Origin of the sequence: Nocardioides sp. GCM10023255 (assembly GCF_042653125.1) — a bacterium.
Lineage (GTDB): Bacteria > Actinomycetota > Actinomycetes > Propionibacteriales > Nocardioidaceae > Nocardioides.
In genome coordinates this window covers 121,604-138,813 of the sequence record NZ_JBHSHU010000012.1, presented here as the reverse complement: position 1 = coordinate 138,813, position 17,210 = coordinate 121,604, and the positions used below count along the sequence as shown (strand labels likewise).

Below are 17,210 nucleotides of genomic sequence, written 5' to 3'. Positions count from 1 at the left end.
GGAACGTGCCGGACTGTCCCGGTGACGACGAGAAGGTGCCGGACTATCCGGGGGGAGCGACGTCCACCTCGGCGCCGTGCAGCTCGGCGAGCAGGACGGCACCGGCGAGGTCCAGGCGGGTACGCCGCAGGCGGGCGGCGGCCAGGTCGACCCGGTCCAGCCGGGCTCCGCGCAGGTCGGCCTCGCCCAGGTCGGTGTCGCGGAGCGTGGCCCCCTCGAGCCGGGCGCCGCGCAGCGACGTCCCGCTCAGGTCGGCGAGGGACAGGTCCGCCTCGCGCAGGTCGAGGCCGGCCAGGTCGAGCTTCGAGAGGTTGGCGCCGCGGACCGTCACGCCGCGCCACTGGCCGCCGGTCACGCGCATCGGCCGCAGGGTGCACTCCGAGAACACCGAGCCGAGCATCTTGCAGCCCTCGAACGTCGTGTCGAAGAAGCTGGTACGACGGAAGTCGCAGGCCACGAACGCCGAGCTCTGGTGGACCGACGCGTTGAAGCGGCAGTTGTGGAAGGTGCACCGGTCGAAGGTCGCACCGGCGGTGCTGACCTCGCTGAGGTCCACGCCGGTGAACGTGCACTCCTCGAAGCGCGCGGCGCCGAGGTCCTCGCCGTACCAGTCCTCGTCGCGGAAGCCGGTGCCGGTCGAGGCCTCAGACATCGACGGTGCCCCCGCTGCGCCAGTAGACGCCGTCCTCACGGGTCAGGAACTGGCTCTCCACGAGGTAGCGGCGCAGCGCGGCGTGGTCGGGATGGAACTCGTTCAGGACCTCGTTGACCTTCGCCTCGGGGTAGCGCTCGCCCGGCTCGAACGACTGGGCGAGGTGGTCGAGCACCACCAGCAGCTTGGAGCGCTTGGACGGGATGGTGTGCAGCCGTCCGTCCGCGTCCAGGAAGCTGCGCAGGACCCGGTCGTCGGTCACGACTTCTCCTTCGCGGTGAGCTTGAGCAGCCGGCGCGGCAGGACGGCGCTGTCGAGCCCGCCCCCGACCGCCCGCCGCTCGAAGTGCAGGTGGCACCCGTCCGGGGCCCCGTTGTCGGAGACCAGCGCGATCTTCTCGCCCCGGCGGACCCGGTCGCCCGGGTGGGCGAAGACCTTGCGGGTGTGGCCGATGACGAGGTCGTAGCCGCGGTGGCGGTTGCGGATCAGCATCGGGTTGGTGCCGTACGCCGGCCCCAGCGACTCGTGCGACACCACCCGGCCGCGGAAGCGCGCGTACAGCGGGGTGCCGCACTTCATGGCGATGTCGATCCCGTGGTGGAAGCCCCGGTCGTGCGCGCAGCGCGGGTCGGGGTCGTAGTAGGGCGCCGGCGTGCAGCCGTAGCGGACCATGATCCGGTGCGCCCCGGCGTACCACGGCGAGGTGTAGCGGGTCTTCTCGTTGGTGTAGAAGACCCAGCGCGGGTCACCCCCGGCGTCGGCCGGCGCGGTCAGGACCCCCAGGAGCAGGGGCAGCAGGAGCAGGGCGGCGAGGGCACGTCCGAGTCGCATGCGCCCACGCTAGACCGCGAGCAGGCGCTCGCACTCGGCGACGAGCCGGGCACGCAACGGCGCACCCCGCTCGGCGAAGACCCGCTGTGCGGCGGCGTACTCCTGCTTGCCCTCGGCGGTCTCGACCCGGACCGGGTCGAAGCCGAGGTCGGCGAGGTCGTACGGCGCGGCGCGCATGTCGAGCACCCGGATGTCCCGCGCGAGCTCGAAGCAGTCGGCCACCAGGTCCGAGCAGATCATCGGGGTGAGCCGGAAGGCGTGCTTGTAGAGGTCCATCCCGGCGTGCAGGCAGGCCGGCTGCTCGAAAGCGGGCCGGTCCGCCGAGGTGGGGGAGAGCGTGTTCAGCGGACGCGCCGGCCCGGTGAAGAACCGGTAGGCGTCGAAGTGGGAGCACGCGATCCGGTGCGACTCGACCACCGCGTCCGTCCCCTCCGGCCCCAGCCGCAGCGGCCAGTCGGCGTGCCGGGTCTCGTCCTCGGCGAGCCGGTAGACCATCGCCCACTCGTGCATGCCGAAGCAGCCGAAGTTCGGGGTCCTGCCCGCCGTCGCCGAGAGCAGCGTGTGCAGCGACTCGAGCAGCAGACGCTGCGAGGCGACGTGCTCCTCGGAGACCGTGACCACGTCGCCGTCGACGTACCCCTTCAGGCCCGCGTACGCCGAGGCGTCGCCACTCAGCCCCACGCCGTACCCCGGGTGCCAGCGGCGCAGCTGCGCCGGGCGCTGGGAGTAGTAGGTGAACAGGAAGTCGTGGACGGGGTGCTTGACCCGCGACTCGCGGCGGGCCAGGTGCGGCTGCACGAACGCGTCCACGCGCTCGGCGTGTGCGGCAGCGCACGCCCTCCACTCGACCTCGTCCAGCACCTCCACGGGCACAAACCCTAGGTCGATAGGCTCGGCAGGTGCGCATCGCGAGATTCACCACCGGAGAAGACCCGCTCTACGGAGTCGTGACGGGGGAGCTCGACGAGTTCGGGCAACCCGCCGAGGACAGCATGGTCGTGGCCCTGGCCGGCGACCCGCTGTACGTCGGGGTCAAGCTGCTCGACCAGGAGCACCGCCTCGAGGACGTCCGGCTGCTGGCGCCGGTGCTGCCGCGCAGCAAGGTGGTGGGCATCGGCCGGAACTACGCCGCCCACGCCGCCGAGCTCGGCAACGACGTGCCCTCCGAGCCCCTGATGTTCCTCAAGCCCAACACCAGCGTGGTCGGCCCGGGCGACCCGATCTTCTACCCGCCGCAGACCCAGAACCTGCAGTACGAGGGCGAGCTGGCCGTCGTGATCGGCCGCATCTGCCGCGACGTGCCGCCGGAGCAGGCCACCGACGTCATCCACGGCTACACGATCGCCAACGACGTGACCGCGCGCGACCTGCAGAAGTCCGACGTGCAGTTCACGCGCGCCAAGGGCTTCGACTCGTTCTGCCCGCTGGGCCCGTGGATCGAGACCGACCTGGACCCGCAGACGTTCGCCGACGGCGTGAAGATCCAGACGTTCCTCAACGGCGACGTCGTGCAGGACGGCAGCACCAGCGACCTGATCTTCGACATCCCCACGCTCATCGCTCACGTCTCGAGCGTGATGACGCTGCTCCCGGGCGACGTCATCCTCACCGGCACCCCCGAGGGTGTCGGCCCCATGAACGTCGGCGACGAGGTCGAGGTCTCGATCGCCGGACTCGGCACTCTCACGAACAAGGTGGCACTGCGTTGACAAGCACTCCCGTCCGCGTCCGGATGGCTCCGTCCCCGACCGGCAGCCCGCACGTCGGGCTCGCCCGGACGGCCCTGTACAACTGGGCCTTCGCCCGCCACCACGGTGGCACGTTCGTGTTCCGCATCGAGGACACCGACGCCGCCCGCAACACCGAGGAGTCCTACGAGGGCCTCATCGAGGTGCTGCAGTGGCTGGGCCTCGACTGGGACGAGGGGCCGCTCAAGGGCGGCCCGTTCGCGCCGTACCGCCAGTCCGAGCGCTCGGAGATCTACACCGACGTGCTGGCGCGGCTGCGCGAGAGCCGGTTCACCTACGACTGCTACTGCACCACCGAGGAGGTCGAGGCGCGCCGCAAGGCGTCCGGCTCCAAGGTGATGGGGTACGACGGCTTCTGCCGCGAGCTGAGCGACGAGCAGGTCGAGGCCTTCCGGGCCGAGCACCGCGAGCCGATCGTGCGCTTCCGGATGCCCGAGGGCGAGATCACCTTCGACGACCTGGTCCGGGGCGAGATCACCTTCCAGACCGAGTTCGTCCCCGACTTCGCGCTGTGCCGGGCCAGCGGGGCCCCGCTCTACACGCTGGTCGCCCCGGTGGACGACCTGATGATGGAGATCACCCACGTCCTGCGCGGCGAGGACCTCCTCAGCTCGACGCCGCGGCAGCTGGCCCTCTACGACGCGCTGAACCAGATCGGCGTCGGCAACGGAACGGTGCCGCGCGTCGGCCACCTGCCCTACGTCATGGGCGAGGGCAACAAGAAGCTCTCCAAGCGCGACCCGCAGGCCCACCTGATGGCCTACCGCGACCAGGGCTTCCTGCCCGAGGGGCTGCTCAACTACCTCGCGCTGCTGGGCTGGTCGATCTCGGGCGACCGCGACATCTTCACGCTCGACGAGATGGTCGAGGCGTTCGAGATCGGCGACGTCAACCCCAACCCGGCGCGCTTCGACCTGAAGAAGGCCGAGGCGATCAACGCCGCGCACATGCGGATGCTGTCGGTCGAGGAGATGACCGAGCGGGTGTTGCCGTTCCTCGAGGCGGCCGGGGTCATGGACCCCAGGAACCTCGCGGACCGGCAGCTGCTCGACCTGGCCATGCCCCTGGTCGCCGAGCGGATCAACAAGCTCACCGAGGCCGTCGACATGCTCGGCTTCCTGTTCGCCGACGAGGAGTCGTTCACGCGCGACGAGGCCGACGTGGCCAAGGTGCTCGACGAGCAGGGCAAGCAGGTCGTCCAGGCGTCGTACGACGCCCTCGCCGGTCTGCACGAGTGGTCGGCGGCGGCGATCCAGGAGGCCCTCCAGGCCACGCTGGTCGAGGAGATGGGGCTCAAGCCGCGCGTCGCGTTCGGGCCGGTCCGGGTGGCCGTCACCGGTCGCCGGGTCTCGCCGCCGCTCTTCGAGTCGCTGGAGCTGCTGGGCCGCGAGCGCGGGCTCGGTCGACTGCGCAGCGCCCTGGCCTGACATGAGCGGCCCGTCCGTCCCCGAGGAGGGGCTGCCCTACCACCTCGTCCAGCGCGGCGGCCGGCCCGGCTGGTGGCGCCCGGTGGTGGGGACGGTCGGGTTCGTGGTGGTGATGCTGGGCGTGGTGCCGCTGCTGCTCCAGGTGCTCTTCGCCCTGGGGTACGCCGTCGCCGGGCGTGACGTCGGCGACAGCCTGCAACGGCTGGTCGACCTGGAGGACCCGACGCCCCTGGGGCTGGCCTACCTCAACCTGGTGCTCGCTGCGGCGATCCCGGTCACTTGGGCGGTCGTCCGGCTCGTGCACGGCATCCTGCCGCGCTGGCTGGCGTCGGTCCGGCCGCGGATCCGCTGGCGCTGGTTCGCGACCTGCCTGGGGCTGGCCGTCCTCTCGCTGATCGCGACGCTGATGGTCTCGGCGATGGTGCCGTCGTCGTCCAGCGACCCGCAGGTCAGTGCCTCGGTCAACGACTTCACCAGCACCACGCGCGACTTCCTGCTGGTCGTGCTGCTGCTCACGCCGTTGCAGGCCGCCGGGGAGGAGTACGCCTTCCGCGGCTACCTGACCCAGGCGTTCGGCGGCCTGTTCCGCAGCCGGTGGGCGGCGGTCGTGGGCCCGGCCGTCCTGTTCGCGCTGGCGCACGGCGCCCAGAGCGCGCCGGTGTTCTTCGACCGCTTCGCGTTCGGCGTGGTCGCCGGCACGCTCGTGGTCCTCACCGGGGGCCTCGAGGCCGGCATCGCGATGCACGTGCTGAACAACTGGCTGGCCTTCGGCCTCGCCCTCGCGTTCGGCGACATGGGGTCGACCCTGAACCCCACGGGAGGGAGCTGGTGGACCCTGCCGGTGACCCTCACCCAGTCGCTGGTCTACCTCGGCCTGGCGCTGCTCGTGGCCCGCCGCACGGGCCTGGAAACGACGTCGCGCGAGGCCGTTTTGGCGGCCCCGAGAGGTCGCGTGTAAGGTTCCTTCTCGGCTCGGGGCGGTGATCCGAACCAGCCAAAGTCAATGGGATATGGTGTAATTGGCAGCACGACTGATTCTGGTTCAGTTAGTCTAGGTTCGAGTCCTAGTATCCCAGCGAAGTCCCGGTCAGCCGGCCGGGATTTGGTGTGAAACCGGCGGTTTCGCTAAGGTTTCACCCGCTGCTCGAGAAGAGCAGCAAGGCAAGCCCCCGTTGTGTAGCGGCCTAGCACGCCGCCCTCTCAAGGCGGTAGCGCCGGTTCGAATCCGGTCGGGGGTACAAGCCAGAACAGGCCCCCAGCCCTCCGGGCTGGGGGCCTGTTGCGTGCTGGCACGCCGCGCAGCGTGGCAAGGCGGTAGCGCCGGTTCGAATCCGGTCGGGGGTGCGCAACAGAGAAGGCCCGGTCCACCAGGACCGGGCCTTCTTGCATCGGTGACCGCGCCCGGCCGCAGCGACGGTGTGACGCTCGCGACTCAGGCGCAGATCCCCGCCTCCGCGGCTGCGTCGCGCTGGGCCCTGGAGGCGTGCCTCTTCGGGCCGTCGGCCGACAGCGAGTCGCGCACGAACGAGCCCAGCGGGGCGTCGTCGTGCACGTGCTGGATGAGCTTCTCGTACGACGGGTCGAGGCCCACGTGCGGGTAGCCGGCCGTCCCCGGGGCGTAGAGGAAGTTCGGCATGGTGACGAACTTGATGTGCGTCGGATCGGCGTCCTTGAGCTGCCCCGCGAGGTCGACGAGCGCGCTGGCGCTGGCCAGGTCGGGGCTGGCCTGGAGCGAGCTGGTGAGTGCGTTAGCGAAGCCGAGCAGGCGGTCGGGCCGGGTCAGGGTGTCGGCGGAGAGGACCTTGTTGGTCATCGCGGCGATGAAGGACTGCTGACGCTTCATCCGGCCGATGTCGGTGCCGCTGAGGACGTGGCGCAACCGCACGTAGCTGAGGGCCTGCCGACCGTCGAGATGGACGTCGGCGCCGGCGTCGAAGTGGACGTGGAGGTACGTCGGGTCGTCGAGCGGCTCCGGGATGCAGACGTCCACACCGTGGATCGCGTCGACCATGTCCTTGAAGCCGGCGAAGTCGATCGTCAGGTACTCGTCGACGTACACCGGGGCGAACACCGACTCGAACTGCTCGACCGTGCACTCCGGGCCGCCGCGGGCGAAGGCGTCGTTCCAGAGCACGTCCTTCCCGCCCGGCACGACCTTTCCGTCGACCGTGCAGTCCGGGCGGTCGACGAGGAGGTCGCGGGGGACCGAGATGCCGTACGCCGACTTCCGGTCGGCCGCGACGTGGAGCAGGATCGTGGTGTCCGAGACCCCGCCGCCCGTCTCGCCGTCGACGTGGCAGCCCGCGCAGTCGCGGGTGTCGTTGCCCATGATCAGGATGTTGAGCGGCTCGTGCGGCTGGTCGGCGGCCTTGGGCAACTTGGTGTTGTGGTGCTTGATGGCCGGGCCGGCCGTGATGTTGGCGTCGAGGTGCCGGTAGGCCAGGACCACGCCCACGCCGGTGACCAGCGCGACCACCAGCTCCGCGACGAGGATGACGCGCAGCACGCGCGAGCGGTGACGCCGATCGGTGGCTGCGGGCATCGTCGTCCTTCGGTCCGCGGGTGAGGTCTCGGAGACTATGACGAGATCCGGGCGCTCAGTGTTGCACCGCCGGCACAGGCCGTGTCCGATTCCCGCCAGAACCGGTCGGTGGCGTGGGTGATGATGGACGCATGGACACCGCCCCCAGCACCACTTCGGCTGCAGGACTCGACCGAGAGTCCTGCTACCGGGCCGTGAAGTCGCGGGACCGCCGCTTCGACGGTGTCTTCTACACCGCCGTCCGCACCACCGGCATCTACTGCCGTCCGTCATGTCCCGCGCGCACCCCGGCGTTCGCCAACGTCACCTTCCACCCGAGCGCCGCCTCGGCCCAGGCGGCGGGCTACCGCGCCTGCAAGCGCTGCCTGCCCGACGCGACGCCGGGCAGCCCGGACTGGGACGTCGCCGCGACCGCGGCCGGCCGGGCGATGCGGCTGATCGCCGACGGGGTCGTCGACCGCGAGGGCGTGGACGGGCTCGCTCGCCGGGTCGGCTACACCCCCCGTCACCTCAGCCGGATCCTCGCCGCCGAGCTCGGCGCCGGACCCCTCGCGCTCGCGCGGGCGCGTCGCGCCCAGACCGCTCGCGTGCTCATCGAGACCACGGAGCTGACCTACGCCGACGTCGCGTTCGCGGCCGGGTTCTCCAGCGTGCGGCAGTTCAACGACACCCTGCGCGAGGTGTACGCCGCCTCGCCGACCGAGCTGCGCGGCCGCCGGGGCGGGCGTCCGGCCACGGGCACGGTCACGATGCGGCTCGCCGTACGAACGCCCTTCGCAGGCCGGGCGCTGCTGGACTTCCTGGCCTACCACCTGGTGCCGGGCGTGGAGGTCGCCGGCGACGGTTGGTACGCCCGCACCCTGGACCTGCCGCACGGGCCGGGCACCGTGCGGCTGGACGTCGGTGACGCCCTGGAGGAGGGCCAGACCGCCTTCGTGGCCGCGACGTTCGAGCTGCACGACCTGCGCGACACCGCGGCCGCGGTCGAGCGGACCCGGCGCCTCGTGGACGCCGACTGCGACCCGCTCGCGGTGGACCAGCACTTCGCCGGCGACCCGGTCATCGGGCCGCTGGTGCGACGGCAGCCCGGTCTGCGCGTGCCCGGCCAGGTCGACGGGGACGAGGTCGCCATCCGCACCGTGATCGGCCAGCAGGTCAGCGTCGTCGGGGCCTGCACGGTGACCGGTCGTCTCGTCGCCGAGCACGGCCGGCCCGTGCAGAGCTCGATCCCCGGCCTCAGCCACCTGTTCCCGACCCCCGAGGCCCTGGCCGACGTGGATCCGGAGTCACTGCCCATGCCGCGGGCGCGGGGGAGAGCGCTGGTCGGCCTGGCACGGTCGCTCGCGTCCGGCCAGGTCGCCCTGGACCGCGGCCCTGACCGGGACGGCGTCCGGGCCGCGCTGCTGGAGCTGCCCGGCATCGGGCCGTGGACGGCCGACTACGTCGCGTTGCGCGCCCTGGCGCACCCCGACGTCTTCCTGCCCACCGACGTGGGCGTGCGCAATGCGCTGACGGGCCTCGGGCACGACCCGGCCGCCGCCGTCGCCCGACAGGACGACTGGCGCCCGTGGCGCTCCTACGCCCTGATGCACCTGTGGAACACCCTGATGCCGCCCGTGTCGGCGGCATCGGGACCCGAGAACGAGGAGGACTGACATGTGGACCGTGACCGAGAGCCCCGTGGGCGAGCTGCGCATCATCGAGACCGACGGCGCGATCTCCGCGATCGAGTTCTCGCCGTTCGAGGACGGCGGCACGCGGCCGCGGGGGGAGCGCGACGACAGCCTCCCCGTGCTCGTGGAGGCGGTGCGCCAGCTGCGCGCCTACTTCGACCGCGACCTCAAGGAGTTCGACCTTCCGCTCGCGCCGGTGGGCACGGCCTTCCAGCAGAGGGTCTGGGAGCAGCTGCGCACGATCGGGTACGGCGAGACCGCGACGTACGGCCAGATCGCCCTGCGCCTCGGCCTCACCGGCCACGGCTCCCGGGCGGTGGGCCTGGCCAACGGCCGCAACCCGATCCCGATCGTGGTTCCGTGCCACCGCGTCGTGGGCGCCGACGGCACCCTCACCGGCTACGCCGGCGGGCTCGAGCGCAAGCAGACGCTCCTCGAGCTCGAGCAGGCCGCCCACGCCCTCTTCTGAAGGGTCGAGTCGGCGCAAGCTCGCCGGAAAAAGTGCTCGAGTCGGCGCAAGCTCGCCGGCAATAGAGCTCGAGTCGGCGCAAGCTCGTGAGCAACGCGACGCACTTGCGCCGACTCGACGTCGTTCGGGGCGGCAGTTGCGCCGACTCGACGTCGTTCGCGGCGGCAGTTGCGCCGACTCGACTACTCGGCGGCGGCCCGGCGCAGGGACTCCGAGAGCCGCTCGGCCGCGGCGAGGACGGCGGGGGCGTGCATGCGGCCGGGCTGGCGGGAGAGCCGCTCGAGCGGCCCGGACACCGAGACGGCGGCGATGATCTTGCCGCTGGGGGAGCGGACGGGGGCGGAGACCGAGGCCACGCCCTGCTCGCGCTCGCCCACCGACTGGGCCCAGCCGCGACGGCGGATGCCGGAGAGGGCGGCGGCGGAGAACGCGGCGTTCTGGAGCCCGCGATGCATCCGCTCGGGGTCCTCCCAGGCGAGCAGGACCTGCGCGGCGGAGCCCGCCCGCATCGTGAGCTGCGAGCCCACCGGGATGGTGTCGCGCAGGCCGCTGGGCCGCTCGGCGGCGGCCACGCAGACCCGGTGCTCGCCCTGGCGGCGCCACAGCTGCGCCGACTCCCCGGTGATGTCGCGCAGCCGGGCCAGCACCGGCCCGGCCGTCGCGAGCAGCCGGTCCTCGCCGGCGGCGGCCGAGAGCTCGGCGAGCCGGGGGCCGAGCACGAAGCGGCCCTGCATGTCCCGGGCGACCAGACGGTGGTGCTCGAGCGCCACGGCCAGCCGGTGGGCCGTCGGGCGGGCGAGGCCGGTGCCGGCGACGAGGCCGGCCAGGGTCGCCGGGCCGGACTCGAGGGCGGTGAGCACGAGGGCGGCCTTGTCGAGGACGCCGACTCCGCTAGAGTTGTCCATATGGCAATACTGCCGTCTCAGATCATGGGATGCAAGCGGTAGCCTGTGTGACGTCCTCGAGAGCGTGGTCCCCACCGGGTCGACCGCCGAGGTGAACAGAGAAGACGAACGAGCAAGAGGGAGACAGTCATGGGCAAGACCCTGGCCGAGAAGGTCTGGGACGAGCACGTCGTCCGGACCGCCGACGGAGAGCCGGACCTCCTCTACATCGATCTCCACCTCCTGCACGAGGTCACCTCCCCGCAGGCGTTCGACGGCCTGCGTCTCGCCGGCCGGACCGTTCGCCGCCCGGACCTGACCCTGGCCACCGAGGACCACAACGTGCCCACGGTGGACTGGGACAAGCCGATCGCCGACCCGGTCTCCCGCACCCAGGTGGAGACGCTGCGCAAGAACTGCGAGGAGTTCGGGGTGCGGTTGCACCCGCTCGGCGACATCGAGCAGGGCATCGTGCACGTCGTCGGCCCGCAGCTGGGGCTGACCCAGCCGGGCATGACGATCGTCTGCGGCGACAGCCACACCAGCACCCACGGCGCCTTCGGCGCCATCGCCTTCGGCATCGGTACGTCGGAGGTCGAGCACGTGCTCGCGACCCAGACGCTGCCGCAGGCCAAGCCGAAGACCATGGCGGTCACCGTCAACGGCAGCCTGCCCGAGGGTGTCACCGCCAAGGACCTCGTCCTCACCCTGATCGCGCACACCGGCACCGGCGGCGGCCAGGGCTACATCGTGGAGTACCGCGGCCAGGCCATCGAGGAGCTCTCGATGGAGGCCCGGATGACCGTGTGCAACATGAGCATCGAGTGGGGCGCCAAGGCCGGCCTCATCGCTCCCGACCAGACGACGTTCGACTACATCGAGGGTCGTCCCGAGGCGCCGAAGGGCGCGGACTGGGACGCCGCGGTCGAGCACTGGAGGACGCTGGTCACCGACGCGGACGCGCAGTTCGACGAGGAGATCGTCCTCGACGCGGGCACGATGACCCCGTTCGTCACGTGGGGCACCAACCCCGGGCAGGGCGTCCCGCTGGGAGCCAGCGTGCCGGACCCGTCGGACTTCGAGGACGCCCAGGACCGCATCGCCGCGGAGAAGGCCCTGCAGTACATGGGCCTCGAGGCCGGCACGCCGATGCGTGACGTCAAGGTCGACACCGTCTTCGTCGGGTCGTGCACCAACGGCCGCATCGAGGACCTGCGCGCGGCCGCGGCCATCGTCGAGGGCCGCAAGGTCGACAAGGACACCCGGCTGCTCGTGGTGCCCGGCTCGGTCCGGGTCCGCCTCCAGGCCGAGCAGGAGGGGCTCGACGTCATCTTCAAGGAGGCGGGCGCCGAGTGGCGCGGGGCCGGATGCTCGATGTGCCTGGGCATGAACCCCGACCAGCTCCAGCCCGGTGAGCGCAGTGCGTCGACCTCCAACCGCAACTTCGAGGGGCGGCAGGGCAAGGGCGGCCGCACTCACCTGGTGTCGGTGCCGGTCGCCGCCGCCACCGCCATCCGCGGCACCCTCTCCTCGCCCGCCGACCTCGACTGAGACCACCGAAGGACATCCGATGGAGAAGTTCACCAGCCACACCGGCGTCGGCGTCCCGCTGCGCCGCAGCAACGTCGACACCGACCAGATCATCCCGGCGGTCTACCTCAAGCGCGTGACCCGCACCGGCTTCGAGGACGGCCTCTTCGCGGCTTGGCGCAACGACGAGTCCTTCGTGCTCAACAACCCGGCGTACGCCGGCGGCTCGGTGCTCGTGGCGGGCCCCGACTTCGGCACGGGCTCGTCGCGCGAGCATGCCGTCTGGGCCCTGCAGAACTACGGGTTCAAGGCCGTCGTCTCGCCGAGGTTCGGCGACATCTTCCGCGGCAACGCCGGCAAGGCGGGCCTGGTCGCGGCCAAGGTCGACGAGAAGGTCGTGCAGCGGCTCTGGGACCTCCTGGAGGAGAGCCCGGGTGCCACGGTGACCGTGGACCTCGAGTCCCGCACCGTCCGCGCGGGGGAGGGCCCCGACGCGATCGAGGACTCCTTCGACATCGACGACTACACCCGCTGGCGCCTGCTCGAGGGCCTCGACGACGTCGGCATCACCCTCGGCCACGAGGCGGACATCGCGTCGTACGAGTCCTCCCGCCCGGCCTGGAAGCCCGCCACGCTCTGACATTCGGCCTCGGGCGGGAGCCGGCCCGTGACGACGCCTTGCCGGGGGACTGCTCGCATCTGTCCCTGACTGACCCGACCTCGAGGTGCCCGAATCCCCAAGCAGGACTGGGGATTCGGGCACTTCGTCTTTCACGCGACGACGCGAATCGACGGCGATTCCCTGATTCCATGCGGGATATCGGTCTGGACGGCCGCGAAAAAAGAACGCCAAATAGTCGGCGTGGTGATTGTGGCAAAGGCCACGAATACCTAGCGTGCGTTGAAGAAAGTCGAGCACGGGCTCGGCCCACAGTTCATTGGAAGGGAAGCTAGTGAACAAAACTCAGCTCATCGACGCGCTGGCCCAGCGGTACGAGGGGAACCGGAAGGCTGCCGCGCACGCGCTCGATTCCGTGCTGGACACGATCACTCGCGAGGTCGCCAAGGGCGAGAAGGTCGCGATCACCGGGTTCGGCTCCTTCGAGAAGCGCATCCGCGAGGCGCGCTGGGTCCGCAACCCGCAGACCGGCCAGCGGATCAAGGCGAAGAAGACGGCGGTCCCCAAGTTCAGCCCCGGCCAGGACCTCAAGAACGTCGTCTCCGGCGCCAAGAAGCTGCCCAAGCTGACCCTGGCGGCCTCGGGCACCGCGGCCAAGAAGGCTGCGGCTCCCGCGAAGGCCGCGGCGTCCGCTGCCAAGAAGGCGGCGCCGGCCAAGAAGACGGCTGCCAAGTCGACGGCCGCCAAGAAGACCAGCACCGCGAAGTCGGCGCCGGCCAAGAAGACGGCTGCCAAGTCGACGCCCACCAAGAAGACGACCACCGCCAAGGCGGCGCCGGCGAAGAAGGCGCCCGCCAAGAAGACCGCCACGGCGACCAAGTCCGCGGCAGCCAAGAAGACCAGCACCGCGAAGTCGGCGCCGGCCAAGAAGTCGACCCCGGCCAAGAAGACCAGCACCGCCAAGGCGGCGCCGGCCAAGAAGGCGCCGGCCAAGAAGGCGCCCGCGAAGAAGTCCGCAGCGAAGAAGACCGCAGCCAAGAAGTCCTGACCAGCTGCGGCGCCTGATGGTGGGCCTCCTCCGGGAGGCCCACCATCACTGCATTTCGGGCGCCGACGCAGTGACCGCGGCCGTGTGGCGGCCGACCCCGAGTGCCAGGGCCCCGCGAAGGTCGTCGAGGTCGTCGACGTCACGGCGCAGGGTCGGGAGCGCACCCTCGATCTCGAGCGCGCCCGTGCCCAGGTGCGCGAAGCGGGACCCCGGACCGAACCGCGGCGCGAACAGGGCGTACGGCGCGGCGTACAGCGTGGTGCCGACGCCCTCCTGGTCGGCCACGAACGCCGCGGTGTCCGCCGGCACCCGGCCCAGCACGTCGTCGAGCTCCTCGGGACGCAGCGCCGGCAGGTCCGCGCAGACCGCGACCGGAACGAGCCCCGGCCAGCGCCGGTCCACCTCGGCTGCCGCCTGGCCCAGGGTGGCGTTGAGGTCGCCGGTGACGCCGTCCGGGATGGACGAGCAGCCGAGGGCGGCCAGTCGAGCGGCGAACGGAGCATCGTCGGTGACGGCCAGCACCGCGTGGACGCGGTCGGCGGCGAGGCACGCGGACACGGTGTCGAGGGCGAACGCGGCCGCGAGCTCGCGGCGGCGCTCGTCGGAGGCGCCCGCGAGCCGGGACTTGCCGTGGGCCGGTGGCTTGACCGGGACCAGCACGACGTACTGCGGAGAAGTCATCGTGACGATCCTGTCAGGCCGTCCTGAGAGCGGTCGCGCCGGTGTGTCGTGGCGAGGCACCCGACGGCTACGACCGAGTAGCCTGCACTCCACGTAGAGAGCGCCACGGCCGTGGGGCCGGAGTGAGGACAGGGACGCACGTGAAGGTTCGCAAGCTGCAGCAGCGGCGTGGATGGGCGTTCAACATCGCCGTGCCCATCGTCAAGCCCGCGCTGCTCGCGACGACGAAGCACGAGTGGATCGACGGGGAGAAGATCCCCGAGACCGGCGGCTTCATCCTCGTGCTCAACCACATCTCCCACATCGACCCGCTGACCGCTGCGCACATCGTCTACGACCACGGCAGACTCCCGCGCTACCTCGCGAAGTCCGGCCTGTTCAGGAACAAGGCGCTCGCGTACTTCCTCTCGGCCGCAGGGCAGATCCCGGTCGAGCGGCTCAGCCGCAACGCCGTCGGCGCGTACGACGCCGCCGTGCGCGCGGTGCAGGACGGCGAGTGCGTCGTCGTCTACCCCGAGGGCACGATCACCCGCGACCCCGGCATGTGGCCCATGACCGGAAAGTCGGGCGCGGCACGGATCGCGCTGGCCACCGGATGCCCGGTGATCCCCGTGGGGCAGTGGGGCGCCCAGGACCTGCTGGCTCCCTACGCCAGGAAGCCCGACCTGTTCCCGCGCAAGCGGATCACCATGAAGGTCGGCGACCCGGTCGACCTCGCCGACCTGCTCGCGCTGCCGCCCTCGCCCGCGGTCACCCACCAGGCGACCGAGCGGATCATGGCCGCGATCACCTCGCTGGTCGAGGACATCCGCGGCGAGCAGGCACCCGCCGAGCGGTTCGACATGCGCAAGGCCGGCGTGCGCCAGACCGGCAACCCGAACAAGCCCGAGAAGAAGTCCCGGAAGAAGGAGCGCCCATGAACCACGAGCCGACGAAGCATGGCAAGGTCGCCGTGTTCACCGCCGGGTCGTGGGGCACGGCGTTCTCCATCGTGCTGGCCGACGCCGGCAACGAGGTCGTCCTGTGGTCCCGTCGCGAGGAGCTGGCGCGCGCGATCAACGACGGCCACGAGAACCCCGACTACCAGCCCGGCATCGAGCTGCCGCGGACGGTCTCGGCCACCTCGGACGTCGAGAAGGCCCTGCACGGCGCCGACATCGTGGTGCTCGCGACCCCCTCGCAGTCCCTGCGTGGGAGCCTGACCGAGTGGGCGCCGTACATCGAGCGGGACGCCGTGATCGTCTCCCTGATGAAGGGCGTCGAGCTCGGCACGCTGGAGCGGATGAGCGAGGTCATCGCGCAGATCACCGGTGCCGGCCCGGAGCGGATCGCCGTCGTCAGCGGCCCGAACCTCTCCCCGGAGATCGCCCGACGCGAGCCGGCCGCCTCCGTGGTCGCCTGCGAGGACGAGTCGGTGGCGAAGCTGATCCAGCACCGCATCCACTCGCCCGCCTTCCGTCCCTACACCAGCACCGACGTCCTCGGCTGCGAGCTCGGAGGCGCCTACAAGAACGTCGTGGGCCTCGCCGTCGGCATGGCGGTGGGCCTGGGCTTCGGCGACAACACGACGGCGTCGGTGATCACCCGCGGGCTCGCGGAGACGGCTCGCCTCGCCACCGCCCTCGGCGCCAATCCACTCACGCTGATGGGCCTGGCCGGCCTCGGCGACCTGGTCGCCACCTGCTCCTCACCGCTCTCGCGCAACCGCAGCTTCGGCGAGAAGCTCGGCCAGGGCATGACCACCGAGGAGATCTACGCCTCCACCCGGCAGGTCGCCGAGGGCGCGAAGTCCTGCTCCTCGCTGCTGGCCCTGGCCCGGCGGACCGGCATCGACGCGCCGATCGCCGAGCACGTGGACGCCGTGGTGGCGGGGCGGATGACGGCCAACGAGATGATGGACGCCTTCATCGCCCGCGACACCAAGGCGGAGACGGACTGAGCAGGGCGGCGGCGCGCGAGCAGCGAGCGTGCCGCGATCACACCAGGGTGTCGAGCGCCCGCGCCAGGTCGTCCCAGAGGTCGTCGACGTCCTCGATGCCCACCGACAGCCGGACCAGGCCGTCGGGGATCGTCGCGGGCTCTGACTTCCAGCGGCGCCGCCGCTCGAAGGTCGACTCCACGCCACCGAGCGAGGTCGCGTGCACCCAGAGCTTGGTCTTGCGGGTCAGCAGGTCCGCAGCCATGGCCCCCTGCGCCAGCACGATCGACACGATGCCGCCGAACCCCGGGTAGCGGACCTCGCCCACCGCCGGGTGCGCGGAGAGCCGCCGCACCAGCTCCTGGGCGTTGGCCTGGGCCCGCTCCACGCGCAGGTGGAGGGTGCGCAGCCCGCGCAGGGCCAGCCACGACTCGAGCGTGCCCGGCACGGCGCCGAGCAGGTCGCGCCGCCCCTTCAGCACGGCGTACAGCTCCTCGTCGCGGGTGACCACCGCCCCCATCAGGACGTCGCTGTGGCCGGCGAGGTACTTGGTGGCGGAGTGGACGACGAGGTCGACCTCGAGGTCCAGCGGCTTCTGCAGCAGGGGAGTGGCGAAGGTGTTGTCGACGACGACGTAGGCCCCGGCGTCGTGCGCCGCCTTGCGGATCGTCTCGATGTCGGCGACCTCCAGCGCCGGGTTGGTCGGGGACTCCAGCCAGACCAGGGCCGCGTCCTCGCAGGCGGCCGCGACCGCGTCGGTGTCGGTGATGTCGACCAGCTCGGTCCGCAGGCGTCCCCGCGACTCGAGGTCGCCGAGCTGCAGGACGGTTCCGTTGTAGGCGTGCCGCGGTGCGACCACCTTGGCGTCGTTCCCGACGAGGTCGAGCACCGTGGCGACCGCGGCGAGACCCGAGGCGAAGGTCAGGCACCGCCCACCCTCGAGGGCGCCGAGCGCCTCCTCGAACGCGGTCCACGTCGGGTTGCCGTAACGGCCGTACTCCAGGTCGCCGCCGGCGACGTACGTCGAGGCCATCACGAGCGGCTCGTTGAGCGGCTGGTCGGGGGCGTGCCCCGGCCGCCCGGCGGTCACCGCGACCGTCGAGGGCCTCCACGACGGGTCGAGCGGCACGGATGTGGGGCCGGACACTGGCTGGGGGGTGGCGGGCGAGTCCTGGGACATGGCCCCGA

At 71.5% G+C, this 17,210-nt stretch carries 18 protein-coding genes and 2 tRNA genes; 12 read left to right on the top strand and 8 right to left on the bottom strand.

Going from position 1 to position 17,210, the window contains the following annotated elements; translation table 11 throughout:
- Window positions 1-43 precede the first annotated feature (43 nt).
- The 4 genes from ACFO9I_RS20100 to ACFO9I_RS20085 are packed head-to-tail and all read right to left on the bottom strand — an operon-like array spanning window position 44 to window position 2,350.
- Window positions 44-652, bottom strand: coding sequence for a pentapeptide repeat-containing protein (locus ACFO9I_RS20100; protein WP_379184141.1), 609 nt, complete (start codon window positions 650-652; stop codon window positions 44-46).
- Window positions 645-914: a DUF2087 domain-containing protein gene (locus tag ACFO9I_RS20095; RefSeq protein WP_379184139.1), complete on the bottom strand. Its 270-nt coding sequence runs from the start codon at window positions 912-914 to the stop codon at window positions 645-647. The genes ACFO9I_RS20100 and ACFO9I_RS20095 overlap by 8 nt, the downstream gene beginning before the upstream one ends.
- Window positions 911-1,483: a M23 family metallopeptidase gene (locus ACFO9I_RS20090; protein WP_379184137.1), complete on the bottom strand. Its 573-nt coding sequence runs from the start codon at window positions 1,481-1,483 to the stop codon at window positions 911-913. Before ACFO9I_RS20090 ends, ACFO9I_RS20095 begins: the two co-directional genes overlap by 4 nt.
- A 9-nt stretch (window positions 1,484-1,492) precedes the next feature.
- Window positions 1,493-2,350 (bottom strand): 3-methyladenine DNA glycosylase, encoded by an 858-nt coding sequence (locus ACFO9I_RS20085; RefSeq protein WP_379184135.1) that lies wholly within the window; start codon window positions 2,348-2,350, stop codon window positions 1,493-1,495.
- Window positions 2,351-2,382: 32 nt separating this feature from the next.
- Between ACFO9I_RS20085 and ACFO9I_RS20080 the strand changes: the two genes are divergently transcribed.
- The 5 genes from ACFO9I_RS20080 (at window position 2,383) to ACFO9I_RS20060 (ending at window position 5,896) form a co-directional block, all read left to right on the top strand.
- Window positions 2,383-3,192 (top strand): fumarylacetoacetate hydrolase family protein, encoded by an 810-nt coding sequence (locus ACFO9I_RS20080; protein ID WP_379184133.1) that lies wholly within the window; start codon window positions 2,383-2,385, stop codon window positions 3,190-3,192.
- Between the two features lie 23 nt (window positions 3,193-3,215).
- Window positions 3,216-4,658, top strand: a complete 1,443-nt coding sequence (gene gltX / locus ACFO9I_RS20075) for a glutamate--tRNA ligase (protein WP_379184131.1) — start codon at window positions 3,216-3,218, stop codon at window positions 4,656-4,658.
- A 1-nt stretch (window position 4,659) separates the two neighbouring features.
- On the top strand, window positions 4,660-5,616 hold the full coding sequence (locus tag ACFO9I_RS20070) for a CPBP family intramembrane glutamic endopeptidase (RefSeq protein WP_379184129.1): 957 nt from the start codon (window positions 4,660-4,662) through the stop codon (window positions 5,614-5,616).
- A 46-nt stretch (window positions 5,617-5,662) separates the two neighbouring features.
- Window positions 5,663-5,734, top strand: a tRNA-Gln gene (locus ACFO9I_RS20065).
- An 89-nt stretch (window positions 5,735-5,823) separates the two neighbouring features.
- Window positions 5,824-5,896, top strand: a tRNA-Glu gene (locus tag ACFO9I_RS20060).
- 194 nt (window positions 5,897-6,090) lie between these two features.
- Here the strand turns inward: ACFO9I_RS20060 and ACFO9I_RS20055 are convergent.
- A complete protein-coding gene (locus tag ACFO9I_RS20055; RefSeq protein WP_379184127.1) occupies window positions 6,091-7,200 on the bottom strand; it encodes an LCP family protein in 1,110 nt (369 codons plus the stop codon).
- A 131-nt stretch (window positions 7,201-7,331) separates the two neighbouring features.
- Here ACFO9I_RS20055 and ACFO9I_RS20050 point away from each other — a divergent pair, with 131 nt between their 5' ends.
- Window positions 7,332-8,855, top strand: a complete 1,524-nt coding sequence (locus tag ACFO9I_RS20050) for a DNA-3-methyladenine glycosylase 2 family protein (protein WP_379184125.1) — start codon at window positions 7,332-7,334, stop codon at window positions 8,853-8,855.
- Window position 8,856: 1 nt separating this feature from the next.
- Window positions 8,857-9,342, top strand: coding sequence for a methylated-DNA--[protein]-cysteine S-methyltransferase (locus ACFO9I_RS20045; protein ID WP_379184123.1), 486 nt, complete (start codon window positions 8,857-8,859; stop codon window positions 9,340-9,342).
- Between the two features lie 182 nt (window positions 9,343-9,524).
- Here ACFO9I_RS20045 and ACFO9I_RS20040 read toward each other — a convergent pair whose 3' ends face one another.
- A complete protein-coding gene (locus ACFO9I_RS20040; RefSeq protein WP_379184121.1) occupies window positions 9,525-10,247 on the bottom strand; it encodes an IclR family transcriptional regulator in 723 nt (240 codons plus the stop codon).
- A 129-nt stretch (window positions 10,248-10,376) separates the two neighbouring features.
- Between ACFO9I_RS20040 and leuC the strand changes: the two genes are divergently transcribed.
- The 3 genes from leuC to ACFO9I_RS20025 all read left to right on the top strand — a co-directional run bounded on the left by leuC (window position 10,377) and on the right by ACFO9I_RS20025 (window position 13,423).
- On the top strand, window positions 10,377-11,777 hold the full coding sequence (gene leuC / locus ACFO9I_RS20035; RefSeq protein WP_379184119.1) for a 3-isopropylmalate dehydratase large subunit: 1,401 nt from the start codon (window positions 10,377-10,379) through the stop codon (window positions 11,775-11,777).
- 19 nt (window positions 11,778-11,796) lie between these two features.
- Window positions 11,797-12,396, top strand: coding sequence for a 3-isopropylmalate dehydratase small subunit (leuD, locus tag ACFO9I_RS20030; protein WP_379184117.1), 600 nt, complete (start codon window positions 11,797-11,799; stop codon window positions 12,394-12,396).
- A 313-nt stretch (window positions 12,397-12,709) separates the two neighbouring features.
- Window positions 12,710-13,423 carry an HU family DNA-binding protein gene (locus ACFO9I_RS20025; RefSeq protein WP_379184115.1) on the top strand — a complete coding sequence of 238 codons (714 nt, stop codon included), beginning with the start codon at window positions 12,710-12,712 and terminating at the stop codon, window positions 13,421-13,423.
- Between the two features lie 45 nt (window positions 13,424-13,468).
- On the opposite strand, the gene cofC is transcribed toward ACFO9I_RS20025, so the two are convergent.
- The gene (cofC, locus tag ACFO9I_RS20020; protein WP_379184113.1) at window positions 13,469-14,104 is read right to left on the bottom strand and encodes a 2-phospho-L-lactate guanylyltransferase; all 636 of its coding nucleotides are present in this window, start codon (window positions 14,102-14,104) and stop codon (window positions 13,469-13,471) included.
- Window positions 14,105-14,244: 140 nt separating this feature from the next.
- On the opposite strand from cofC, the gene ACFO9I_RS20015 reads away from it, so the two are divergent.
- On the top strand, window positions 14,245-15,024 hold the full coding sequence (locus tag ACFO9I_RS20015; protein WP_379184111.1) for a lysophospholipid acyltransferase family protein: 780 nt from the start codon (window positions 14,245-14,247) through the stop codon (window positions 15,022-15,024).
- Complete coding sequence (locus ACFO9I_RS20010; protein WP_379184109.1) at window positions 15,021-16,043, top strand: NAD(P)H-dependent glycerol-3-phosphate dehydrogenase; 1,023 nt, start codon at window positions 15,021-15,023, stop codon at window positions 16,041-16,043. The genes ACFO9I_RS20015 and ACFO9I_RS20010 overlap by 4 nt, the downstream gene beginning before the upstream one ends.
- Window positions 16,044-16,080: 37 nt before the next feature.
- Here ACFO9I_RS20010 and ACFO9I_RS20005 read toward each other — a convergent pair whose 3' ends face one another.
- Window positions 16,081-17,202: a trans-sulfuration enzyme family protein gene (locus tag ACFO9I_RS20005; protein WP_379184107.1), complete on the bottom strand. Its 1,122-nt coding sequence runs from the start codon at window positions 17,200-17,202 to the stop codon at window positions 16,081-16,083.
- Window positions 17,203-17,210: the final 8 nt, after the last annotated feature.